Annotated in this window: 19 protein-coding genes; 10 read left to right on the top strand and 9 right to left on the bottom strand. The window is 32.9% G+C overall.

Annotated features, from left to right (window positions below):
- Positions 1–178 precede the first annotated feature (178 nt).
- From FG167_RS00815 to FG167_RS00775, 9 genes are all read right to left on the bottom strand, one after another.
- Positions 179–583, bottom strand: coding sequence for a hypothetical protein (locus FG167_RS00815; protein WP_203459604.1), 405 nt, complete (start codon positions 581–583; stop codon positions 179–181).
- A 104-nt stretch (positions 584–687) separates the two neighbouring features.
- Positions 688–1461 (bottom strand): DUF2911 domain-containing protein, encoded by a 774-nt coding sequence (locus FG167_RS00810; RefSeq protein WP_203459603.1) that lies wholly within the window; start codon positions 1459–1461, stop codon positions 688–690.
- A gap of 47 nt (positions 1462–1508) precedes the next feature.
- Positions 1509–2045 (bottom strand): hypothetical protein, encoded by a 537-nt coding sequence (locus FG167_RS00805; RefSeq protein WP_203459602.1) that lies wholly within the window; start codon positions 2043–2045, stop codon positions 1509–1511.
- A gap of 203 nt (positions 2046–2248) precedes the next feature.
- On the bottom strand, positions 2249–5602 hold the full coding sequence (gene secA / locus FG167_RS00800; RefSeq protein WP_203459601.1) for a preprotein translocase subunit SecA: 3354 nt from the start codon (positions 5600–5602) through the stop codon (positions 2249–2251).
- Positions 5603–5798: 196 nt separating this feature from the next.
- A complete protein-coding gene (locus FG167_RS00795) occupies positions 5799–6020 on the bottom strand; it encodes a DUF2795 domain-containing protein (protein WP_008272287.1) in 222 nt (73 codons plus the stop codon).
- 160 nt (positions 6021–6180) lie between these two features.
- Positions 6181–6753, bottom strand: a complete 573-nt coding sequence (locus FG167_RS00790; RefSeq protein WP_203459600.1) for a cob(I)yrinic acid a,c-diamide adenosyltransferase — start codon at positions 6751–6753, stop codon at positions 6181–6183.
- A gap of 857 nt (positions 6754–7610) precedes the next feature.
- Entirely contained in the window at positions 7611–8297 is a 687-nt protein-coding gene (locus FG167_RS00785) for an ABC transporter ATP-binding protein (RefSeq protein ID WP_203459599.1), read from the bottom strand.
- Positions 8298–8363: 66 nt separating this feature from the next.
- Entirely contained in the window at positions 8364–9137 is a 774-nt protein-coding gene (locus FG167_RS00780; protein ID WP_203459598.1) for an O-methyltransferase, read from the bottom strand.
- A gap of 558 nt (positions 9138–9695) precedes the next feature.
- On the bottom strand, positions 9696–11564 hold the full coding sequence (locus FG167_RS00775; protein WP_203459597.1) for an ABC-F family ATP-binding cassette domain-containing protein: 1869 nt from the start codon (positions 11562–11564) through the stop codon (positions 9696–9698).
- A 106-nt stretch (positions 11565–11670) separates the two neighbouring features.
- Here FG167_RS00775 and FG167_RS00770 point away from each other — a divergent pair, with 106 nt between their 5' ends.
- The 10 genes from FG167_RS00770 (at position 11671) to FG167_RS00725 (ending at position 24667) form a co-directional block, all read left to right on the top strand.
- Positions 11671–12465 carry a polysaccharide biosynthesis/export family protein gene (locus tag FG167_RS00770; RefSeq protein ID WP_203459596.1) on the top strand — a complete coding sequence of 265 codons (795 nt, stop codon included), beginning with the start codon at positions 11671–11673 and terminating at the stop codon, positions 12463–12465.
- A 3-nt stretch (positions 12466–12468) separates the two neighbouring features.
- Complete coding sequence (locus tag FG167_RS00765; protein WP_203459595.1) at positions 12469–14955, top strand: GumC family protein; 2487 nt, start codon at positions 12469–12471, stop codon at positions 14953–14955.
- A gap of 36 nt (positions 14956–14991) precedes the next feature.
- The gene (locus FG167_RS00760) at positions 14992–16281 is read left to right on the top strand and encodes a nucleotide sugar dehydrogenase (RefSeq protein WP_203459594.1); all 1290 of its coding nucleotides are present in this window, start codon (positions 14992–14994) and stop codon (positions 16279–16281) included.
- 302 nt (positions 16282–16583) lie between these two features.
- The gene (locus FG167_RS00755) at positions 16584–17564 is read left to right on the top strand and encodes an SDR family oxidoreductase (protein WP_203459593.1); all 981 of its coding nucleotides are present in this window, start codon (positions 16584–16586) and stop codon (positions 17562–17564) included.
- A 108-nt stretch (positions 17565–17672) separates the two neighbouring features.
- Entirely contained in the window at positions 17673–18518 is an 846-nt protein-coding gene (locus FG167_RS00750; RefSeq protein ID WP_203459592.1) for an ABC transporter permease, read from the top strand.
- A 63-nt stretch (positions 18519–18581) separates the two neighbouring features.
- On the top strand, positions 18582–19835 hold the full coding sequence (locus tag FG167_RS00745; protein WP_203459591.1) for an ABC transporter ATP-binding protein: 1254 nt from the start codon (positions 18582–18584) through the stop codon (positions 19833–19835).
- Positions 19836–19841: 6 nt separating this feature from the next.
- Entirely contained in the window at positions 19842–20867 is a 1026-nt protein-coding gene (locus tag FG167_RS00740) for a hypothetical protein (protein ID WP_203459590.1), read from the top strand.
- A gap of 5 nt (positions 20868–20872) precedes the next feature.
- On the top strand, positions 20873–22996 hold the full coding sequence (locus FG167_RS00735; RefSeq protein WP_203459589.1) for a class I SAM-dependent methyltransferase: 2124 nt from the start codon (positions 20873–20875) through the stop codon (positions 22994–22996).
- Complete coding sequence (locus FG167_RS00730) at positions 22993–23742, top strand: hypothetical protein (protein WP_203459588.1); 750 nt, start codon at positions 22993–22995, stop codon at positions 23740–23742. Before FG167_RS00735 ends, FG167_RS00730 begins: the two co-directional genes overlap by 4 nt.
- A 1-nt stretch (position 23743) precedes the next feature.
- The gene (locus FG167_RS00725; RefSeq protein ID WP_203459587.1) at positions 23744–24667 is read left to right on the top strand and encodes a glycosyltransferase family 2 protein; all 924 of its coding nucleotides are present in this window, start codon (positions 23744–23746) and stop codon (positions 24665–24667) included.
- The last annotated feature ends 3 nt before the right edge of the window (positions 24668–24670 follow it).

Raw genomic sequence — 24670 nt, 5'->3', positions numbered from 1 at the left:
GTTTTTTATTAAGTGCTATTAATCGAAAAAAATGTAGGAGTATTTGTTGCTGTTTAACAACGATTTAAATTTAAGAAATATTGAATAAACTACCCTATAAAGCGAAGTATATTCGTTGAAACGGAAGAAAATCGGTTGTTTTGTTTGCGTGAAAAAAAAGAATTATTAAATGAAAAATTTATTCTTCATTCATTTTCTTAATTGCGGCTATTCTACCAACAAAAAAAGCAGCAATTACAGCAATTATTCCTGAAATTACAGACCATGCTGGATGTGACATTGCAAAAGAGCCACCAATAGATCCTAAAATGATTATTCCTGCAACAATATATGCGGGAACTAGAGAAGTTTCTGAAACTGCTGTTGAAGCTATCATACCACCTATAATACCAAAAAAGTGAGCTACAATAACTAAAATCATTGCTCCAGTAGGTATTAAATGCATGTTTTGTTTTATGGAATCTGGATCCATAGGATTTGCTCCTGGGGGAAAGGTGAAAAATTGAGGGCCTAAAATGTATAATAAAAAGATTACTAGCCCAGAAACAACTAGACCAACAGCAATAGCAAATGCGTTTCTCATATCTTCAATTTTTGGTTTGGTTTTTTAAAGATACAAAAAAAATATTGTTAAAAAATTGCGGTATATTAGTTTTTGACCAGAAAGAACAGAGGTGCAAACAAAAATTATTTCATATTTATGGGAATGGAAAGCATGGTTTTTTTCCAAGAAATCTCTAATTGCACACTGTTTGTATTTAAATAAATAAAGTTTGCAGATAGATTAATCGCTGGTGTTAATCGTTTTTTGGATGCTACAGTTACTTCGCCTACAATTAAACTTTTATCCAATTTTTTACTTGTGCTGCCTGTGTTTTTATAAAATACAACAAGCCAGTCGTTACCAGGAAAAGATGACATTAATGTATTGACAGGTTTCCAATCATTACCAGGGAATCTTAATTTGGATTTTTTTGGCTTCCAATCGTTACCAGGAAATTTTACTAAAGAATTTTTAGGATTCCAATCATTACCTGGAAAAACATTTATAACATCGTTTGTTGGTTGCCAATCATTGCCCGGGAAGTTGGCTATAGTGTCTTTTGGCTTCCAATCATTACCCGGAAAGACATACAAAGAATCGTTTGCAGGTTTCCAATCGTTACCAGGAAAAATGAGCAGTAAATATTTTCCAGCTTTAATATTTATATTATTTATAATAACATCTTTATTAAAGGCTATTTCTGTTTTACCATTAACATTTTGTTTCCATTGTTGTTTATACTTTTCTATGTTTTTCTCTGAATGCCATTGCAGCTTTGTTGGTTGTTGGGTGCTAACTTTTAATTCTGTAGCACCAATTTTTTGAATCGTTGTTGTTTTAATCAGTTGCTCTTGCGCACTTGCAAAAGAAGAAATACATAGAGCAAAAAGCGCGTAATAAAGAATGTTGATTTTCATAATATTGATTTTAAAAAATAGATTGTTTAATCCTTATAGCTGTTTTTCTATTTGTGTATATATTCTACTATATCATTTTTAATTGGAAATACAGGAGGAGGGCTTTGATTCCCTGGGAGTGTCGGGTTTGTGATTTGTCCAACTGCGGAATTTACAGCATCTTGATTGTCTGCAGGAGCTCGAGATAAAATAAGTTTCCCTTTTCTATCATAGTTTTCTAATAAAGAAATAGTTGCTAAAAAAGCCTCTAGTTTTGTAAACTTAAAATTAAAATAAACATTTTTTAGTCCGTTACTTTTATAAGTACCAATAATCTTAATCGTGTAAAGCGGGATACTTTTTTCATAAGGTTTTAAATTGGAATCTTGTAACAGTACGGTAGCGTACTCTTGTTTTAACGTTTTTACTTTAAATGGTTCCATTTTATAATCATCTGTTTTAATATAAAAATTCAGATAGTCTAGATTAAATAAAACGTTGTTTTCATTTAGAGAAATCGTATTCGGAGCTGGATTATTTAAGGTGATTTGTGCAGATACATTTATACTTAGAATAAATGCAACAATCAATAATAAATTTTTCATGGGTTAAATAGTTATAAATTTATAGATGTTATAGCGTTGGTTATTGATATACTAAACTTTAGATATAGTATGATTCATTAAAACGCTCACTTATTAATAAAAAAAATCCTGATAGGTTAACATCAGGATTTTTTTATTTCTACAAAGTCTATAGATAGACTAGTAATAACTATTTATTTGGTTTCTATATTTTAAATGATTTTTTATTCATCAATTAAAACCCATTCCCCTTTTGCTATTAAAGGTTCTGCTTGTTTGTATTTTACGGTTTTATTTTCCCCACTCATAACGTGCTTAATAGTAACTCTGTCGTTACGTCCAACTTTTGGTTTGTCGCGTACAATAGTTTCTACTACTTCTGGTTGACGTTGTGTATTCCCAGCAGCTCTACTTTGTGCAGAACGTTCGTCCATGTTTGGAATTTCTTCTTTTTGCGTTTGTAAGTTTTCCTTTGTACGCGTTTCTTTTGCTTCTTGAATATTAGATTCTTGCGTTGGCAATTCTCCTTTAAATAAGAAAGAAATTACATCTTTATTTACTTGATCTATGGTTGTTTTAAACAACTCAAAAGCTTCAAATTTATAAATTAATAAAGGATCTTTTTGCTCATGAACTGCTAACTGCACCGATTGTTTTAACTCATCCATTTTACGTAAATGCGTTTTCCAAGCATCATCAATAATCGCTAGTGTGATGTTTTTTTCAAAATCGGTTATTAGTTGTTTTCCTTTTGTTTCATACGCTTTTTCAAGATCTGTAACAACTTGTAAAGATTTTACACCATCTGTAAATGGTACTACTATTCTTTTAAATTTATCACGTTGTGTTTCGTATACATTTGCAATAATAGGGAATGCTATTTCTGCATTACGGTCCATTTTTGCTCTGTAATGATCAAAAGCAGCTTTATATACACGTTGTGCAATATCTAGAACAGGAAGCTTTACAAATTCAGCTTCAGTGATAGGAGAACTCATAGAGAAATAACGAATCAATTCAAATTCGAAATTCTTAAAATCGGAAGCTCCTTTATTTGTTTCTGTAATGTTTTCCGCGGTATCATAAACCATATTGGCTATATCTACACGAAGACGTTCTCCAAACAAAGCATGATATCTTCGTTTGTAAACTACTTCACGTTGCGAGTTCATGACATCATCATATTCTAGTAAACGCTTACGTACACCAAAATTGTTTTCTTCTACTTTTTTCTGTGCTCTTTCAATAGATTTAGAAATCATAGAATGCTGAATCACTTCGCCTTCTTCTAATCCCATTCTATCCATCATTTTGGCAATACGTTCACTACCAAAAAGACGCATTAAATTATCTTCTAACGAAACATAGAACTGTGAGCTACCAACATCTCCTTGACGACCAGCACGACCACGTAATTGTCTGTCTACACGACGAGAATCATGACGTTCTGTACCAATAATTGCTAAACCACCTGCTGCTTTTACTTCGTCAGATAATTTAATATCGGTACCACGACCAGCCATATTGGTTGCAATAGTTACTTGTCCAGATCTACCAGCTTCGTCTACTATTTCTGCTTCTTTTTTATGTTGTTTTGCATTTAATACATTGTGAGGCACTTTACGAATAGAAAGCATTTTTCCTAAAAGTTCTGAGATCTCTACATTGGTTGTACCAATTAAAACAGGTCTTCCTGCTTGTGAAAGTTTGGTTACTTCATCAATAACCGCATTGTATTTTTCACGTTTTGTTTTAAATACTAAATCTTGTCTGTCATCACGGGCAATTGGTTTGTTTGTCGGAATTTCTACAACATCTAATTTGTAAATTTCCCAAAACTCACCAGCTTCTGTTACCGCAGTACCTGTCATACCAGAAAGCTTTCTGTACATTCTAAAGTAGTTTTGAAGGGTTACCGTTGCAAAAGTTTGCGTAGCATCTTCAATTTTCACATTTTCTTTAGCTTCGATTGCTTGGTGTAAACCGTCAGAATAACGACGACCATCCATAATACGACCTGTTTGCTCGTCTACAATCATTACTTTATTATCCATTACCACATATTGGTTGTCTTTTTCAAAAAGAGCATATGCTTTTAGTAATTGGTTCAATGTGTGTATACGTTCCGATTTGATTCCGAAGTCTCTGAATAAATCTTCTTTTTCTTCTGCCTCTTCCTCTTTACTTAATCCTTTTGCTTCAATTTTAGCAATTTCAATACCAATTTCTGGCATCACGAAAAAGTCCGGATTATCTTTTCCAGAGATGTATTCAATACCTTTATCTGAAAGTTCTATTTGATTGTTTTTTTCTTCAATTACATAGTACAACTCAGCATCTACCTTTGGCATTTCGCGGTTGTTGTCTTGCATGTAATAGTTTTCTGTTTTTTGAAGTAGTTGTTTAACACCTTCTTCACTTAAAAACTTAATTAAGGCTTTGTTTTTAGGAATACCTCTATAGGCACGAAGTAATTGAAAACCACCTTCTTTTTCATCGCCAGCAGCGATTAGTTTTTTTGCTTCGGCTAAAACACCTGTTAAGTATTTACGTTGTACCGAAACAATATCTTCTACTTTTGGTTTTAAGGCATCAAACTCATGTTGATCTCCTTTTGGTATTGGACCAGAAATAATTAATGGTGTTCTTGCATCATCGACTAAAACCGAATCCACCTCATCGACTATAGCATAGTGATGTGGACGTTGCACTAAATCGTCAGGATTATGTGCCATATTATCACGTAGGTAATCAAAACCAAATTCGTTGTTGGTACCATAAGTAATATCTGCATTATATGCTTTTTTTCTAGCTGCAGAGTTTGGTTTGTGGTAATCTACACAATCTACACTTAAACCATGAAACTCAAAAATTGGAGCCATCCATGCGCTATCCCTTTTTGCTAGGTAATCATTTACGGTTACTAAGTGCACACCACGACCAGCTAAGGCATTAAGATACACAGGAAGTGTTGCTACTAATGTTTTACCTTCTCCAGTATGCATTTCGGCAATTTTACCTTGGTGCATTGCAATACCACCAATTAATTGTACATCATAATGAATCATGTCCCAAGTAATCGCTTTTCCAGCAGCATCCCATGAGTTTGCCCAAATGGCTTGATCTCCTTCTAGTGTTACATAATCATGTTCTCCAGAGATTACTCTGTCAAACTCATTTGCAGTAACGGCAATAGAAGTGTTATTTGTAAAACGTTTAGCCGTTTCTTTTACAACCGCAAAAGCTTCTGGTAAAATATCGTTTAATACGTCTTCTGTTACTTTATAAACATCGTCTTTTATAGTATCTATTTCTAAATAAATGTCTTCACGTTTGTCAATATCCTCTTCCTTTTCTGCTGCTTCTAAAAGAACATCTATTTTAGTTTGAAGTGGTTTACGTGCTTCCGCTATTTTTTCTTTAAAGAAATCTGTTTTTGCTCTAAGTTCATCGTGAGATAAGGCTTCTAGAGCTGCTTCAAAGGTTTTAATTTTATTTACTAAAGGCGTTATGGACTTTACGTCTTGCTTAGACTTGTCTCCAACAAACATTTTTAGTACAGAATCTAAAAAATTCATGCGTGGTATGTTTTTGTTTTTTATATCCCTTTAAACATAGCTTAATGGGATGTAAAGTTTTTGATTGTTATTGTGTATTTATTGAAATCCTAAATGAAAAGGATATCAAAGATACGTTAAGTTGTTATTTTATTTTAGTTATAGCCAATAAAAAAAGCCTCGATATGAGACTTTTTTATTGATAATTTTTTCGATATTAATACTCGTCCTCATTCCAGAGGTAATCTTCGTCGGTTGGATAATCAGGCCAAATTTCTTCAATAGAGTCGTAAGAGTCTCCTTCGTCTTCAATTGCTTGTAAGTTTTCAACAACTTCTAAAGGTGCTCCTGTTCTGATTGCGTAATCAATAAGTTCGTCCTTTGTTGCTGGCCAAGGTGCATCACTTAAATAAGATGCTAGTTCTAATGTCCAATACATTTCTAAATTGTTTTTATTTTTGCAAAAATAAATTTTTAGTTTAGATAGTCAAGAAAAAAGTGAATTATTTTTTCAATAAATTAAAAGAACGTCAATTTTAACTGTAAGCTACTGGCTATTAAAGTATTTTGCAGTTGTTACTAATTGCAGATGAAAAATGCTATTGCTTTTCAGGAATCCATTTTACTTCGTCTGCCTTTAAATCATAAGACAACTTTCGTGCCAAGACAAAAAGATAGTCTGATAATCGGTTTAAGTACATTAAAGTAGTTGGTTCTACCGTTTCGATGTCGTTTAATGCCGAAGCTAAACGCTCTGCGCGTCTGCAAACACAGCGTGCTATGTGACAGAATGACACGGTTTGGTGACCACCAGGAAGTACAAAGTGCGTCATCTGAGGCAAGTCTTCGTTCATGGTATCCATTTCCTTTTCTAGCAGCTCTATGTTTTCGTTAGAAATCTTAGGAATGTTTAAACGTTCTTTTCCATTTTTAAGCACTGCTTTTTCTGGATCTGTAGCTAAAACGGCTCCTACCGTAAAAAGACGGTCTTGTATATGGATAAGAATTTCTTTGTATTTGGTATTTATGTCTTGATCTCTAATTAAACCAATATGGGAGTTTAGCTCATCTACGGTTCCATAACTATCAATACGAATATGGTGTTTAGCGACTCTGGTACCTCCAAAAAGTGCCGTAGTACCTTTATCTCCTGTTTTTGTGTATACTTTCATGTATGCAAGTTAAAAGTTATAAGGGAGAAGGCAAAAGAATGGTCGTTAAAAGTTGTGTTGTTAAGTGTTAAAATAAGAAGAGGTTTGTGGGATTTTGGTTGTGGTTTTACCCTAAATAATCTCGATTTCAGCTCCTTCCTTTAGCTAAAGGAAGGTGGTTTTTTGTTGTAACAAAAAAGCGGATGGTTTGACGTAAAAGGCGTAGCACTTTTATAGATGTAAATAAGAAGGGAGGTTTTTTGAATCTTTAACACCCCTAAAGTCCCCTCAAGGGGACAATTAGTTATTGCTAAGTATAATATTTTAGGTTTGATTGTTTGTTTTGGGGTTGTTATTAAACACCCCTATGCGCTTTGCTCGGTATCTTCAATAAAAATATATTTTCACTTCAATAACCCTCAAGGGATATTTCTTGCGTGCTTACTCGGTATTTAAAACACCCCTAAAGTCCCCTCAAGGGGACAATCCTAGCGAGTATACTCTAATTGTAAAATTAGCTCTTGTTTCATCTAGAATAATAAAAAGACATTCGATTTCAGCTCCTTCCTTTAGCTAAAGGAAGGTGGTTTTTTGTTGTAACAAAAAAGCGGAAGGTTTGCCCTAAAAGGCGAAGCGCTTTTTAAAATGTAGCATTAAAAAAACGGATAGTCTACATATTGGCAGCTTAAAAAGGACCTGTAGGATTTTCCCGCAATAAGGATTGTAGAGGTTAGCTTTTGTAAAACTTCCATAAAAGGTTTTACAAAACTAGTAACGGAAAGCCTGGTTGTTTTTGGTTTTTTTTACCAAAAACAAATTGCCCAAATAAGAAAGAGATTTCTCGACAAGCTCGAAATGATAATATTCTAAAACCAAAATTACCTATTTCTAGTATCACTCTCCACCACGCCATCTCTTAAACGAATTACACGATGTGCATGCGCTGCAATTTCTTCTTCGTGGGTTACCATAATCACGGTGTTTCCTGCTTTATGGATTTCATCAAACAAGCCCATGATTTCTAATCCTGTTTTAGAGTCTAAGTTTCCTGTTGGCTCATCGGCAAGAATAATGGAAGGGTTGTTTACTAAAGCTCTACCAACTGCAACACGTTGTCGTTGTCCACCAGAAAGTTGGTTTGGTCTATGGTCCATTCTGTCGGCTAAACCTACATCTGTTAAAACTTCGGCAGCACGCACATGACGTTCTGATTTCGATTTCCCAGCATAAACCATTGGTAATGCCACATTATCTAAAGCTGTGGTTCGTGGTAATAGGTTGAAGGTTTGAAATACAAAGCCAATTTCTTTATTACGAATATCTGCAAGTTGATCGTCAGACATCTTACTAACATCTTGACCGTTTAACAAGTAGCTTCCAGAGGTTGGTGTGTCTAAGCAACCTAAAAGATTCATTAATGTAGATTTCCCAGAACCAGAAGGTCCCATAATTGCTACATAATCACCACGTTCTATATTTAAATCGATTCCTTTTAAAACATGTACGGTTTCTGTTCCGAGTTTAAAATCACGAATAATATTTTTAATTTCAATAACGTTGCTCATCTTTTATTTTTTGTTGCTACAAGTTAAAATATTCTATAAAGGTAAGACGCATTTTAATAAAAGTTGTTACACTCTAATGGTAAAATGTTCTTTTTCTTGTTCTTTACGGAAGCATACGAATCCCCAGAAAAAGGTATCTATAGTTACGGTGACTTTTTGGTGTTTTTTTATTTCTTCCCAAGCTTCTGTCATGGAAGGAGACCAGTGAATGTCATCAAAAATAAGTACTGAATCATTATGAATATTATCCAGTAAAGTTTCAAAATAGTTTAAAGTCGCTTCTTTTTGATGGTTTCCGTCGATGTAAATAAGGTCGAAATCTTTGTTTTTGATTTTGGCTAATTCCGTTTCAAAATCATTCACTTTTAAATCGATGTTTTGCAAGTTAAAAGCATCGAACTGTTGTTTTGCTATTTTTGCGGTTTCTGGGCAACCTTCTATAGTTAGTATGTTTGCATTTTTATTTCCTAAGCTTAAAGCTGTGGTTGCTAATCCTAAGGAGGTTCCTAGTTCTAGTGCGTTATTAATTGGAAAGTAATTTGCAATGCGGTAGAGTAGTCGTGCTCTTTTTTTAGTGATTCCTGCGGTTTTTGCAATTTTTGAAATGGGTCTTTGATCGGATCTAAACACGCGACTTCCAGCACCAAAGTCGGTTACAGAAATGGTTGTATTGTTTTGGTATAGTTTTTCTCTGTATTGTTTTAGCGTATGGTAATCTTTAAATTTTGTTTTGTTGTAAAAACATAAGGTTACTAGTTGGTAAACAAACGGAGAGTGTATACCATGTTGGTTGGTAGATTTTTTTAAGAATTTTAAGTATTGTTTTATTTGGTATAGCATGGTTTTGGGTAAAGAGACAAAGGTAATAAGGGGGAAGACAAAAGGCAAAAGTTAAAAAAGATTTCTCGACAAGCTCGAACTGACAATTTCAACTAACAACTATTTCGTAAAAGAAATCAAAGACGGAAGAGTTTTAGCATTGGTTCTCGATACAATCCCGAAAAAAATATCGGGATCACTCGAACTGACAAATGTTTTAGTGTTCCGTAATCTGTTAAAAAAGATTTCTCGACAAGCTCGAAATGACAATTTCAACTAACAACTATTCCGTAAAAGAAATCAAATACGGAAGGGTTTTAGCATTGGTTCTCGATACAATCCCGAAAAAAATATCGGGATCACTCGAACTGACAAATGTTTTAGTGTTCCGTGTTCTGTTGAAAAAGATTTCTCGACAAACTCGAAATGACAATTTCAACTAACAACTATTCCGTAAAAGAAATCAAAGACGGAAGGGTTTTGGCATTGGTTCTCGATACAATCCCGAAAAAATATCGGGATCACTCGAACTGACAAATCATCAAACTGCGACTATAAACTGAGACTGCAAACTGTAAACTAATTCCCCCCTTCTAATTTTTCCATAAGTTCAAACCAACGTGCTTCTTTGGTTTCCATTTCTGTAATGATATTTTGTAATTTATCAGAAAGTTCGGCTATAGCATCTTGCGATAAAGTTTCGTCCAGGAATTTTGCTTCTAATTCCTTTTTGTCAAACTCTAAAGCTTTCAGCTTGCTTTCCATGTTCTTATATTCTTTCTGCTCGTTGTAAGAAAGTTTATTGTTACTTTCTTTTTTCCAAGATTTCTTTTCTTTTTTATCGTCGGAGCTTTCTGCTATTGCTGGCTGACTGTCTTCGTAGGTTCTAAAATCACTATAGTTTCCAGGGAAATCTTCTACAACACCTTCTCCTCTAAAAACAAAAAGATGGTCTACAATTTTATCCATAAAATACCTGTCATGCGAAACCACAATCAAGCAACCAGGAAAATCTAGTAAGAAACTTTCTAATACATTTAGGGTCACAATATCTAAATCATTAGTAGGCTCATCCAGAATTAAGAAATTCGGATTCTGAATTAAAACCGTACACAAATACAGTCTTTTTCGTTCGCCACCACTTAGTTTTTCAACAAAGTCGTATTGCTTTTTTCTGTCGAAAAGAAAACGTTCTAAAAGCTGTTGTGCACTTATTTGTTTTCCTTTTTTTAATGGAATATAATCCCCAAATTCGCGAACTACATCTATAACTTTTTGGTTTGGTTTTATATCAATTCCGCTTTGCGTATAGTAACCAAATTTCACCGTTTCTCCAATCACGATTCTCCCAGAATCAGGCTGTGCTGTTTGTGTAAGAATATTTAGAAAGGTGGATTTTCCAGTTCCATTTTTACCAATAATACCAATGCGTTCCCCTTTTTGGAAGTTGTATTCAAATTTGTCTAATATTACTTTGTCTTTAAAAGCTTTCGATATTTTATGAATCTCGATAATTTTGGTTCCAAGGCGTTCCATGTTTAGCTCTAGCTGCATCTCATGATCATTTCTGCGTTGGTGCGCTCGGTGTTTTATTTCGGTAAAATCATCTATTCTAGATTTCGATTTGGTAGTTCTAGCTTTTGGCTGTCTACGCATCCAAGTCAACTCTTTTTTGTACAGTTGCTTTGCTTTACCTGTTTCTACCGTTTCTATGTTGATGCGTTCTTCTTTCTTTTCTAGGTAGTAGGAGTAATTTCCTTTATAAGAGAATAATTCGCCTTGATCTAATTCTATAATTTCATTACATACACGCTCTAAAAAATAGCGATCATGCGTTACCATAAAAAGAGTGATGTTTTCTTTTGCAAAAAAGGATTCTAACCACTCAATCATTTCTAAATCTAAATGATTGGTTGGCTCATCTAGAATTAGTAAATCGGGTTTGTTAATTAGGGCATTCGCCAAAGAAAGACGTTTTTTTTGTCCGCCAGAAAGCGTGCTTACTTTTTGGTCAAAACCTTCTAAGTTTAGCTTGAATAAGATTTGTTTGTATTGCGTTTCAAAATCCCAAGCGTTATGTATTTCCATGTTCTCAAAAGCTTTTTGATACGCTTCTTCGTCTTCCGGATTTAAAAGTGCTTTTTCATAAGCTTGAATCACTTTTAGAATTTCATTATCAGAACTGAAAATAGTTTCTTCAATCGTTAGATTTTGGTCTAAAATAGGTTCTTGCGGTAGAAAAGAAACCACGATATCTTTTCTAAAAATTACTTGACCAGCATCTGGTTCATCTAATTTTGCTAGAATGTTTAGGATAGAAGTTTTTCCGGTTCCGTTTTTAGCTACAAAAGCTACTTTTTGATCTTTGTGAATACTAAAAGAAATGTTTTGAAAAAGCGTAAGCTCTCCATACGATTTCGATATATTTTCTACGTTGAGATAATTCAAATTATATGTTTTTTACAAATAACGTACAAAAAACCAAAAAAAGTTCCATAAGTTTTTATATTCCTCTTGAAAAGTTATATTTGTTACAAAACATTAAAATTCAAAAATGAAGAGATTATTTCTTGCGATTTCTCTACTAATTACTGTGTTTGTCAGCTCTTGTATTCCGCATAAAGACACATTATATATTCAAGATAAAGGAACTTCCATAGATTCTTTACAAACTATAGTAGAGCAACAGAAACCATATCGTGTACAAATTAACGATATCTTAAACGTTCGTGTAAAAGCCTTAGATCAAGATAATGTACAAATTTTTAACCCTATAGGAAATGGAGATCTAAATGCAAGTGGTGTAGAAAGGTCTTACTTTGATGGGTTTACTGTAGATCTGCATGGTAATATTAGGATTCCAACATTGGGTAAAATGAATGTTTTAGGATACACTACCGAAGAGATTGAGCAAATGATAGAAAAAAAGCTATTGGCAGAAGAGTTTAAAGAAACCGCCAATATCTTTGTAACGGTAAAACTTACCGGATTAAAATACATTACCACAGGAGAAATAGGAAGCACCGGAACTAAAATCTTGTTTCAAGAACGTGTAAATATAATTGAGGCTATTGCAAATTCTGGCGATATTCCAGTAACAGGGGATAAGAAAGATGTTTTAATTATTAGACAATATCCACAAGGGCAAAAAATTCACCATCTAGATTTAACAGATATTAATGTGATGCAATCTCCGTATTATTATATCCAACCCAACGATATGATTTATGTAAAGCCATTACGACAAAAAGCTTGGGGAACAGGAACCAATGCTTTACAAAATATTGGAGCTCTTGCAACTGTTTTGTCTGTAATAACTACTACTATATTATTATTACAACGCATATAAATTATGGCCTACAACGAATTTGATGATATAGAAAGTTTTGAATCTAATCATGTTGCTTTTGACTTTAAAGGCTTCTTATTTAAAGTTATTAATTTATGGAAGTTTGTGCTGCTATGCATTGGTGCAGCATTAATTATAGCGTATTTAATAAATGTAAGAAAACAAAACGTTTATAAATTAGACTCTTTAATTAGTGTAGAGAACGATCAAAACCCTTTTTTTACAGCCAATACTAGTATCTCTTTTAATTGGGGAGGTGTTTCCGGTAAAATGGGAAAAACCATTACCACTTTAAAAACGAGAACCCATAATGAAAAGGTAGTAGACTCGCTTCAGTTTTATATGGATTACCTGGTAGAAGGTAAGTATCGAAAATTGGATATTTACAAAAAGGCGCCCTTTCGTGTGGATTTAGATCTTTCTAAACCGCAGATACTTAATAAGTATATTGGAATTCGTTTTCTAAACGCTACCGAATTTGAAGTTTTTACAGCTTATGAAGGAACTAGCGGGAGAGGACAACGTTATGATACCAAAAAATTTGTTTCTGTTACTACACCCTCCGGTGTTTTTACAAAGAAGTATAGTATAGGAGAACCTGTTGTTTTGCCTTTTTTTAATGGGACACTGCAACTTAGAGAAGATAAAATAATAAAACCACAAACCGAATTTTATATCTTGTTTAAGAATTTTGACGGCGTTGTACATTCTTATAAAAGTAGTATTAATGTAGGTTCGTTTAATTCCACAAATTCACCAGTATTAAAGTTATCATTAGCAGGTACTAATAAAGCAAAAATAGTAGATTACTTAAATACTACTGCTGTTATTTTAAGTCGCACCGAATTGGAGCGCAAGAATTTATACGCTACCAATACGATTAAATTTATAGATAGTAGTTTGGCCGCTGTAGATACGAGCTTAAAAGACTTTACTCAGGAAATGAATACCTTTAGAAAGAAAAATAAGGTGTTTGATGTTGGCGCTGAAATGACCGATATTTCAGGGAGATTAAAAACCTTTGAAAGCCAGAAAGAGCAGGAGCAAACCAAGCTGAATTATCTAAATAGGTTACAAAGTTATTTACAAACCAAAACAGACTATACCAATATAGCAGCACCAACTTCTGTAGGTATAACCGAAGGAAATATTTTAAGTAGCGTTAAGAAAATAACAGGTTTAGCTATAGAACGAAAAAGTTTAGAATATACTACTCGTGAGGAATCGGAGATCTTTAAAAATATTGACCGACAAATAGATGCAGAAAAAAATGTCCTGCTGGAAACGATTAAATCGACCATTAGTACTATTAATATTCAATTAGGAACGATTAATAGGAACATTGCAAATATGAATGCGAAGTTGAGTGGGCTTCCTGAAGATCAACAAGAATATTTAAAGATTCAGCGAAAGTTAGATATTAGTCAAGAAGCTTATGATGTGTATATGCAAAAGCGAAGTGAAGCGGCTATTGTTAAAGCGGCTAATATTTCGGATATTACTATTGTAGATGAAGCAAAAGATATTGGAGGCGGAAAGATTGGTCCTAACACCTCTCTAAATTATATGATGGGATTGATGCTAGGTTTCTTTATTCCTTTGTTCCTCATCTTTGTGATTTTCCTTTTAGATAATACCATTCATGGTTCGGATGAAGTAGAACAATTATCGAATATTCCTATTCTAGGCTTAATCGGTAAATACAAATACCATAATAATTTAGTGGTTTTTGAAAAACCTAAATCGGCAGTAGCGGAATCTTTTAGAGCCATTCGTTCTAGTTTACAATTTTTCTATAAAAATAAAATGAAAAATGAAAAACAAGAAGGCGGTAAAACCATTATGATCACTTCTTCGGTTAGTGGGGAAGGTAAAACCTTTTGCTCTATTAATATTGCTACCGTATATGCTATGTCTGGGAAGAAAACCATTTTATTAGGACTGGATTTACGTAAACCAAAAATATTTGATGACTTTGATTTAACCAATGAAAAAGGAGTAGTAAATTATTTTATTGGGGACAGTACTTTTGATGAAGTAATCAATCATACCAAAATAGACAATTTAGATGTAGTTACTTCAGGGCCTATACCCCCAAATCCTTCCGAATTATTAATGAGTGATAAGATGGAAGATTTAATCAAAAGGTTACGTGAAGAATATGATATGATTGTATTAGATACACCTCCTTTAGGTTTGGTAACCGATGCTTTAGAATTGGTACAGTATGCAGACGCTTCTATTTTTATGGTGCGTTTAGACTATACCAAAAAAGGAATGTTGCAATTAATTAATGCTAAATATCGCGCAGGAGAGGTGAAGAATATTAGTATTGTACTTAACTTTTACAAGCATAAAACCAATCATAATTACGGTTATGGTTACGGTTATGGCTATGGATATGGGTATGGTGTTTACGGAAATTCGTATCATGAAGACGACAAGAAATCATTATTTAAAAAAGCTAAGGCTTTTATAAAAAGTATTTAATATATTCGTTAACGCTATTAATCAATAAAATACATAATGAAAATGCATAAGATAACCGTTATCGGTTTAGGGTATGTTGGATTGCCTTTGGCAGCAGAATTCGCTAAAAAATATCCGGTAGTTGGCTTTGATATCAACACCCTTCGAGTGGCGGATCTACAACAAGGAAGAGATAAAACCTTGGAGGTAGAAACCGAAGACCTTAAAAAAGTATTGGTTACCAATACCAAAGAATCTAAAGGACTTTATATAACCAATAATCCTGAAGATTTAGCAGCATCTAACGTTTTTATAATTACCGTTCCTACGCCAACAGATGCTTTAAACAAACCTATTTTTACGCCACTTGTAAAAGCCAGTGAAACGGTTGCAAAAGTATTAAAAAAAGGAGACATTGTTATTTATGAATCTACAGTATATCCTGGTGTTACCGAGGATATTTGTGTGCCTATTTTAGAAGCACAATCGGGTTTGCAATACAACGTTGACTTTTTTGCAGGCTATTCCCCAGAACGTATTAATCCAGGAGATAAAAAACATACCGTTACTAAAATATTAAAAGTGACTTCTGGTTCTACACCAGAAATCGCTACCGTAGTAGACGATTTATATAAATCGATTATTACTGCAGGAACCCACAAAGCACCATCCATAAAGGTTGCAGAAGCAGCAAAAGTGATTGAAAACTCGCAACGCGATATTAATATTGCCTTTGTGAATGAGTTGTCTAAAATATTTAGAATCCTTGATATCGATACCAAAGCCGTTTTAGAAGCAGCAGGAACCAAATGGAATTTCATCAACTTCACACCAGGATTGGTAGGAGGGCATTGTATAGGAGTAGATCCTTACTATTTAGCGCAAAAAGCAATTGAGTCTGGTTATAACCCAGAAATTATTTTAGCAGGCCGAAAAATGAATGACAGCATGGGGAGCTATGTGGCGCAAGAAACGGTGAAACTAATGATTAATAAAGGAGCAACTATTAAAGGAGCTAAAGCCTTGGTTTTAGGGATTACCTTTAAAGAAAACTGTCCAGATATTAGAAACTCTAGAGTAATAGATATTATTAACGAATTAGAAACCTACCACGTAGATGTAGATGTGTTTGATCCTTGGGCTTCGGCAGAAGAAGTAAAGCACGAGTATGGTTTTGATTTATTATGCTCTAAAACAGAGATTAGTGATAACTATGATGCTATTATTTTGGCGGTTAGTCATAATGAGTTTCTGAAGATAGATATCGAAAAGTTAAAGTCACCAATAGGGGTCATATTTGATGTGAAGTCTTTATTGCCCAAAGAAATGGTAAACGGAAGACTTTAAAAGGTTTTAGCATTGCGAAAAGCAAAGCGATAAATCATAACTGGAGTCTAAAAAATAAATGCGATGTCATTTCAAGCTTGTCGAGAAATCTCTTTGGAACGGATGACTAAAACCAATGTCATTTCGAGTGATCCCGATATTTTTTTCGGGATTGTATCGAGAACAAGTATAACAAAAAGCTTCGTAATGACATCTAAACACTAAAACCAATGTCATTTCGAGTGATCCCGATATTTTTTTCGGGATTGTATCGAGAACAAGTATAACAATAAGCTTCGTAATGACATCTAAACACTAAAACCATGTACAATAAACCATACCACACCCAAGATTTATCTAATTTTAGTTTCTTAGTAACTGGAGGAGCAGGTTTTATAGGGTCTAATCTGGTAGCATACCTATTACAATTCGGCGCAAAAAAAGTACGCGTATTAGATAATTTTTCTAATGGCTATAGAGAAAATTTGACCGAGTTTATGGACAACCCAGCATTCGAATTATTAGAAGGTGATATTAGAGATCTTGCCACCTGTAAAAAAGCGATGTTAGATATCGATTATGTATCGCATCAAGCAGCATTAGGTTCTGTACCTCGTTCTATAGCAGATCCTGCCACTACGAATGATGTTAATATATCTGGGTTTTTAAATATGCTTATCGCATTAAAAGAAAGTACTAGCGTAAAACGCATGGTATATGCAGCATCTAGTTCTACCTATGGCGATAGTAAAGCATTACCTAAAGTAGAAGAAACTATTGGTAAACCATTATCGCCTTATGCGGTAACGAAATATGTAAACGAATTATATGCCGATGTTTTTGGAAAAACCTACAATACCGATGTAATAGGTTTTCGCTACTTTAATATTTTCGGACCAAAACAAAGTCCGAATGGTGCCTATGCCGCAGTAATTCCATTATTTATGCAAGCCTTAAAAGATGGAGAAGCACCAACTATTCATGGCGATGGGGAGCAAACCAGAGACTTTACTTTTGTAGCAAATGCAGTACAAGCAAACGTAAAAGGCATGTTTGCTAGTGAAGCAGCAAGTAACGAAGTATTTAATATAGCTTGCAACGAGCGTATTAGTGTGAATTACTTATGGAATACTTTAAACCAAGCAGCGAACACGAATATAAAAGCTATTTATGGTCCTACACGTCAAGGCGATGTAAGAGATTCTTTAGCCGATATTTCTAAAGCCGAAAAACTATTGGGATATGCCCCAGAGTATACGGTAGGAGAAGGCTTAGCATTAACTTGGAAGGTGTTTAAAGACTAATGTTTCTATTAGATTAAAATACACGAATCTTTTAAAATAAAAGATTACGTTTTCTTATATTAGCGATATGTATCCTATGGATTATATTATTAGCATTCAAACCCTTTCATGGCATTAGAAACTAGAGTTTACCAAAAAGAACGTACTATAAAAGTTGGCGCGCTTTTAAAAGCAAGTCTTCAAGATATCTATACTTCGCGCTTTTTAGCTAGACAATTGGCAGAACGCGATATTAAAGCGCAGTATAGGCAATCGTATCTTGGTATTATTTGGGCGTTTATAGCGCCATTAACCACGGCATTCGTATGGATTGTTTTAAATAAAAGTGGTACCATACGCTTGTCAGATACTGGTATTCCGTATCCTGTCTATGCTTTTTCTGGGACTTTAATCTGGTCTATTATTGTTGCTTCTATTAATTCGCCTATGGGGAGTACCAATGCTGCCAAAGGAATATTAAGTAAAATTAATTTTCCAAAAGAAGCTTTAATTCTCTCCGGTATATATAAACTCCTTTTTGATAGTAGTATAAAAGTAGTACTCTTATTGGTGTTTGTTCTTTTTTACGGGGTGGGTTTACATTGGTCTATGCTATTATTCCCGCTAGCCATATTAGGTGCTATTGTTTTAGGTACTACATTAGGCTTATTTATTACTCCATTAGGTTTATTATATAAAGATATTGGTAGAATTATTAGTATGGGGATGCAATTTCTTATGTACATTACACCTGTAGTATATGCCATACCTAAAAGTGGTTTGATGCGTGATGTTATGACGTGGAACCCGATAACACCTATCGTTTTAACCGCACGCGATTTAGTAGTGGGGATGTCTCCTACACATCTAAATTATTTTTTAATTACACTGGTTGTTTGTATTCCTTTTTTGTGTTTAGGTTTGGTGATTTATCGTATTTCTATTCCAATTATTGTAGAACGTTTAAGTGCCTAATGGAAACAAGAGTGCAGGAAGTCCATGAAATAGCAAACGAAAATAGAAATCCAAAATACATACATGTCTAACAATAACAATACAATACAAACAGATCCAAAACGTGAAAACGAAGTGCTGGTTGAGGTACAAGGCTTGGGTAAAAAGTTTTGTAAAGAACTTAAAACTAGCCTTTGGTATGGGGTTAAAGATTTAGTTAGTGGTATTCGCGGTAAAAAAATAGAAAGTGTACTTAGACCTAAAGAATTTTGGGCAGTAAAAGATATTAATTTTGAGTTACGCCGTGGAGAATGTTTAGGTTTGATAGGGCATAATGGTGCAGGGAAGTCTACCTTATTAAAAATACTAAATGGTTTAATAAACCCAGATGCAGGAAGCGTAACCATGCGCGGGCGTGTATGTGCACTAATAGAACTTGGTGCAGGTTTTAATAGTATATTAAGTGGGCGAGAAAATATTTATAATAATGGTGCTATATTAGGGTTTAGCCGTAAAGAAATAGATGAAAAACTAGAGGATATTATTGCCTTTGCAGAATTAGAGGAATTTATAGATATGCCAGTACAACATTATAGTTCGGGTATGAAAGTGCGTTTGGGATTTGCAGTTGCAGCAGAAATGGAACCGGATGTGTTGATTATAGATGAGGTGTTGGCTGTTGGTGATATTGGGTTTAGAACAAAATGTTTAAATAGAATTGGAGAATTACTGCCTTATTGTGTAACTATTTTTGTTTCTCATGCAATGCCACAAGTAGCGAGAATAGCGAATAAAATTTTATTAATGAATAAAGGGCAAACTCTTGTTTTAACAGAAAATATATCTTTAGGTATACAGAATTATTATAATTTGTTTTCAAAGAATGAAGGAAAAGGAATAATAGCAGGTAATAATAAAGTGAAATTTGAAGATTTATTTATCAATAGCGTTAGGTATAAACAAAAATCTATTGCTGTAAAATATAACGAACCATTAGAATTGATATCTAGTTTAAGGGTTGAAAATGAAGCGACAAGGTATTTTATTAGTTATGGTTTTATAGATGTTGATACTAAAATAGTGGCAAATGTGTTTTCTGAAATAAGTGAAATCAAATTTAGTAAAAAAGGTGATGTTGAAATAAAAACAGTTGTTGATTCAGTATTACTAGGTGCTGGTATTTATACTATTTCTATTGCTATAAATCAGATATTAGCATCAGGAAGTAGAGGTGAGATTTATTATTATAATAGTAATATAGCAAGTATTTTAGTTACAGATGTTATTTCTGCGATAGCTCCTGTTCAATTTTTAGCAGAATGGTCTGAATCAAATTAATTGGATATGAGTTTTTTAAAAAAAACAAAAAAGAAAATAATCTATATTCATATAGGTTTTATGAAAACAGGAACTAGTGCTATACAATCTTTTTTAGTGCAAAACTCTTCGTTTCTAAAAAAAAACAATTTGTATTTTCCAGAAGTTAATAAAAAGGCAATGAATTATTTAGGTTTTTCATTGTTAAATGAGGTTCCTCCATACGTACATCATCAATTAGATGTTGACAGAGTTACATTATACAAGAATTTAAAAACTGAAATAACCAAGGCTAAAGAAGATAATATTATAATAAGTACTGAAGCGTATTCATTAATGTCAACAGATTTTTTCCTAGGAGATAAAGCACCAATTTTACTAAAAGAACTATTAGAATCTAAGAAATTTCAGTTTAAAATCATTGCTTCAATTAGGCCACAAATGGATTATGTGATTTCTCAATATAATCAACATATAAAAACACATAACTTTTATAGTCTATATCATGGAGGTATCAATAAATTTTATGAAGAAAAAAAAGAATTATTTAATTTTAATACGGTTATAAAACGATGGGAAAGTGTTTTTGGTAAGGAGAACATTATTCTTAATGTTTATGAAAAACAAAATGATAGTGTAAGCACATTTTTAAATTCTTTTAATATTGACTATATGCCTCAAAAAGAAGGGGGCAGAAAAGATGTTAATTCCAAAATGTCTGATAAAGGACTTCAATTTATGAATTTTGCTAATAAGTTTGATGTAATTAAGCAAACAGCTAAACAAAATTATTTATTAGTAGATATAATAGAGGACGTATTACAGGAAAATAAAAAAAGTAAAACTCTTCCTGAAGAACTAATAAATACTATAAAAAAGGATTGCGAAAAGTGTAATATGGCTTTGTCTAAGAGATATTTTAATGAGAATACAGATTGGTTTACTGAAGATTTTAATAGTATAGAAAGAGCAAAAGTTAATGTGGATAATAATTTAAATATAGAGGAAGTTGTAAAAATAGCAACTGCTATTTGGAACCATTATCAAAAATAGAACGAATGAATAAAAGAATTATTTTTTCCTGTGTATTAGATTATACACCAGTTATGGCAGTTCAGAGTTATATATGGTTAACAAATTTGTTTGCGGTAGACATTATGCCAAAAGATATCTATGTACATTTAGTTACAGAGGTTCCTCGTGACTTTATGGTGTATTTAGAAGCTAAGGGAGTAAACGTTGTTAAGAAAACTCCTTATGATAGTAGGAATAAGTATTGCAATAAACTAACACAGTTAGAAACATTTTTAGATGTAGTCGATTACGATTATGTCTTTTTAATGGATTGTGATACCGCTGTAATCAATTTAGAAAATATTGAGTTAACCAATGAGGTTTACGCTAAAATTGTAGATTTTCCTAACCCTCCTTTACCAATTCTACAACGTATATTTGATAAAAATGAATTGCAGTTACTACCAGTAGGAACTGCATTTTCAATACAAGGAGAACAGGTAACGGATTGGAATAATTGTAATGGTGGTTTATATATTATAAAAAAAGACTTTTTAAAAATATTAGCACCAAAATGGATACATTATGCTAAAGTATGTATTGAGCAAGAAAGTTTGTTTACGCCAAAATATAGTAAGCATGCAGATCAAGTAGGTTTTGCTTTAGCACTAACCAGTTTAAGTAAAAAAGTTACACATCTTGGTATAGAATGGAATTATCCAATTCATGTAAATAATTCTATAGAGGTAACTCCTAAAATAATTCATTTTCACACTGAAATAGATGAACATCTTCAAGTAAAAACAAAAAATAAAATTGTAGTTGCGGAAACCTTGAGGATTATTAATTCTAGAATTAATTCTAGTTTAGAAGAGAATTTAAGTAACTCTTTGTTTTGGGATTATAGGTACTTAACTTGTCCTAGTCTAGGTAGTGGAGTAGGGTCAAGAGGTGAGGTTTTAGAGTTGAAAATAAATTTATTAAAACATTTAACCTATGGCAAGAAAACGGCTACTATAATGGACATTGGTTGTGGAGATTTGGAATTGATGAAAGATATGCCTTTTGAAAATTATCTAGGTTTAGACGTGTCTGAGGAAGCGGTTAAAATGGGGAAACAAAAAAGGCCAGACTGGGATTTTAAAACTGTTCCTATATCAGATAGTTCAATTCAAGAAGTGGACATAACCATGTGCTTTGATGTGTTAATTCATCAAAGTGATGCTAATAATTTTAAGGTTATTGTTGAAAAACTAGTAAGTAAGGCTAAAAAACGTATAATTATTGGAGCGTATAATGAAGCTCCTTCTTTCGGTTCAACAATTACCCATTTTCATAATGCAATCTTTAATGAAGTTTCTCAATATAATAAATTCAGTGAGCTAGCAATTGTAAAAACGTATAGAGATGTCTCTGTATTAGTTGGTACAGTCCATGAAAACACGCATCAAAGAGATATTGTTTCGACGAATTTAAATAAAGCATATAAGCAAGTTAATCGACCAGACTTGTTGCAATATATAGTTGATGTTTCTAGGCATCATTTAGGTTTTTATACAGCACATTATCCACGGGTATTTGAATATACTTGGATTATAGAGCAATTAGAAGATAAAAAAGATATTACTGTTTTAGATATTGGAGCAGGAGTATGTCCAGTGCCATTATGTCTTAATGATATGGGGTTTCATGTTACAACTGTTGATTTGCATCCAACGGTACGAAAACTAGAAGATAAAGCAAATTGGAATGAATGGGGGTATTTAGATTATAGCGTATTTAATAAAGCAATAACTTCAAAACATCAAGATTTTACTAAAGTAAGATCTTTAAAAAAGTTTGATTGTATTTATTCTATTTCTGTTATTGAACATATGCCTAAAGCAATTCGAGTGAAAATGTTAAAACGCGCTTCCAAATTATTGAGAAAAGGAGGTGAGCTTTTATTAACTATTGATGTAGCTCCTAATACCAATGATATTTGGAATTACTCCGAAGGGAAACTAGTAGAAAGTCAAGAGGTTCACGGAACAATGGAAAGTTTTAAAAGGGAAATAATAGCTGCTGGTTTTAAGATTATTTCTGAACATATACAACGAGATATTTTTGAATCAAGAACAGATGTTTGGTATATAAAAGCAACTTTAGAAAGAAAAAGTTTTTTATGAATAAACAAGTAATTTGCATAACCGGAATGCATCGATCGGGAACTTCGCTTTTAGCTTCTTGGTTATTTGAGCAAGGTTTAAAAATGGATGTTGGTGGGTTAGTTGCAAGTGCTGTAGGAAATAAAAAAGGGCATTTTGAAGATGAAGAAATAATGAAATTTCAAGCACAATTAATAAAAATTGCAAAACCAGAAAGTAAGGGATGGGTTGTAAAAGATGCTATACAAGTGCAAGGCTTTAAAAAAGGTGTGCAAGGAATTCTTAATAAAAGAGAATCGTTTAATCAATGGGGTTGGAAAGACCCTAGAAGCGTTTTACTTTTAAATGAATGGAATACAGCTGTAAATGATTTGAAATATATTTTTATTTGGCGTGAAGCAGATGCGGTTATTAATTCTTTGCAAAAACGAAAGAAAAGAAGTAAACATCCGTTAGACCAAATAAGTCTTAAACACTGTTACCAAACTTGGTTGCATTATAATAAAGAAATTATTGATTTTTATACTAAAAACCCTTCGAATTGTGTGTTGATTAAATTAGATGATTTTTTAGAAAATGATAAAAAAGTATTTGATTATTTAACCAATGCGTTTGAATTAAATTTAAACTATAAACCCCTAAATACTATAGTGGAAAACACAATGTTTTCAGAAAAGACAAATAATATTATAAAAAAAACGTATAAGTTTTACTTTAAACCAGAGTTGGTTGAAGCGCAATTATTACAATTAAGTTTATCGTTTTAATATGCCTAAAGTTTCCATAATCATACCCAACTACAATCACGAAGCTTTTTTACAGCAGCGTTTAGATACTGTGCTTAATCAAACATTTCAAGATTTTGAAGTTATCTTATTAGATGATGCTTCTACAGATAGTAGCCCAGAAATTTTAATGCAATATAAAACACATAGCAAAGTTAGTCATGTTGTTATAAATAGTGAAAATTCAGGAAGTCCATTTAAGCAATGGCAAAAAGGAATAGAACTAGCTAAAGGAGATTATATATGGATTGCCGAAAGTGATGATTATTGTGCGTTGCATTTTTTGGAAACCTGTTTAAAATCATTAACTAAAGATGTTGGGTTGGCATACACGCAGAGCATAGATGTTGATTTTGAAGGAAAAGAAACTTCCCATAGAATACGTTATACCAAGTCTTTTAAACCAAATATTTGGAAAGATAATTTTAAGATGCCTGGTTTTGATTTTAACGCCAAGTATTTAATAATAAAGAATGTTATTCCTAATGCAAGCGCTGTTGTTTTTAAAAAAGAAACGGTTCATGCAGGTTTTTTTAATGAAGCTTTGCTAGCTATGAAAATGTGTGGCGACTGGTTTTTTTGGTTGCAATTGGTATCTAATACGAATGTTACTTTTGTTAGTCAAGATTTAAACTTTTTTAGACACCATAAGCAGGTAAGTCGAAATCATTTTAATAGTAATAAAAAAAAAGTGAGACTGCTTGAAGAATCTGTTATAAGGGAGTATTTAAAAGAGAAACAAGGGATTGAAAATAAAGTATTAAATAATAAGCTGCGTGTTAACTGGTTTAAATTACACACAAAGAAAGACTTGTTTGCTAGTAGTTTTTATAAATTACAAAACTCTTTTACTAAAAAGGTTGTATTCGCTTTTCAGTTTATATGCTTTAAGCTTAAAAAATATTAATTA

Origin of the sequence: Lacinutrix sp. WUR7, from assembly GCF_016864015.1 — a bacterium.
GTDB lineage: Bacteria > Bacteroidota > Bacteroidia > Flavobacteriales > Flavobacteriaceae > Oceanihabitans.
This window is presented reverse-complemented; position numbering and strand designations above follow the sequence as displayed.

Excerpts from the sequence above, each read along its gene's own strand:
- FG167_RS00815 (WP_203459604.1), bottom strand. The coding sequence starts at position 583 with ATGAGAAACGCATTTGCTATTGCTGTTGGTCTAGTTGTTTCTGGGCTA.
- FG167_RS00810 (WP_203459603.1), bottom strand. The coding sequence starts at position 1,461 with ATGAAAATCAACATTCTTTATTACGCGCTTTTTGCTCTATGTATTTCT.
- FG167_RS00805 (WP_203459602.1), bottom strand. The coding sequence starts at position 2,045 with ATGAAAAATTTATTATTGATTGTTGCATTTATTCTAAGTATAAATGTA.
- secA (WP_203459601.1), bottom strand. The coding sequence starts at position 5,602 with ATGAATTTTTTAGATTCTGTACTAAAAATGTTTGTTGGAGACAAGTCT.
- FG167_RS00795 (WP_008272287.1), bottom strand. The coding sequence starts at position 6,020 with ATGTATTGGACATTAGAACTAGCATCTTATTTAAGTGATGCACCTTGG.
- FG167_RS00790 (WP_203459600.1), bottom strand. The coding sequence starts at position 6,753 with ATGAAAGTATACACAAAAACAGGAGATAAAGGTACTACGGCACTTTTT.
- FG167_RS00785 (WP_203459599.1), bottom strand. The coding sequence starts at position 8,297 with ATGAGCAACGTTATTGAAATTAAAAATATTATTCGTGATTTTAAACTC.
- FG167_RS00780 (WP_203459598.1), bottom strand. The coding sequence starts at position 9,137 with ATGCTATACCAAATAAAACAATACTTAAAATTCTTAAAAAAATCTACC.
- FG167_RS00770 (WP_203459596.1), top strand. The coding sequence starts at position 11,671 with ATGAAGAGATTATTTCTTGCGATTTCTCTACTAATTACTGTGTTTGTC.
- FG167_RS00765 (WP_203459595.1), top strand. The coding sequence starts at position 12,469 with ATGGCCTACAACGAATTTGATGATATAGAAAGTTTTGAATCTAATCAT.
- FG167_RS00760 (WP_203459594.1), top strand. The coding sequence starts at position 14,992 with ATGAAAATGCATAAGATAACCGTTATCGGTTTAGGGTATGTTGGATTG.
- FG167_RS00755 (WP_203459593.1), top strand. The coding sequence starts at position 16,584 with ATGTACAATAAACCATACCACACCCAAGATTTATCTAATTTTAGTTTC.
- FG167_RS00750 (WP_203459592.1), top strand. The coding sequence starts at position 17,673 with ATGGCATTAGAAACTAGAGTTTACCAAAAAGAACGTACTATAAAAGTT.
- FG167_RS00745 (WP_203459591.1), top strand. The coding sequence starts at position 18,582 with ATGTCTAACAATAACAATACAATACAAACAGATCCAAAACGTGAAAAC.
- FG167_RS00740 (WP_203459590.1), top strand. The coding sequence starts at position 19,842 with ATGAGTTTTTTAAAAAAAACAAAAAAGAAAATAATCTATATTCATATA.
- FG167_RS00735 (WP_203459589.1), top strand. The coding sequence starts at position 20,873 with ATGAATAAAAGAATTATTTTTTCCTGTGTATTAGATTATACACCAGTT.
- FG167_RS00730 (WP_203459588.1), top strand. The coding sequence starts at position 22,993 with ATGAATAAACAAGTAATTTGCATAACCGGAATGCATCGATCGGGAACT.
- FG167_RS00725 (WP_203459587.1), top strand. The coding sequence starts at position 23,744 with ATGCCTAAAGTTTCCATAATCATACCCAACTACAATCACGAAGCTTTT.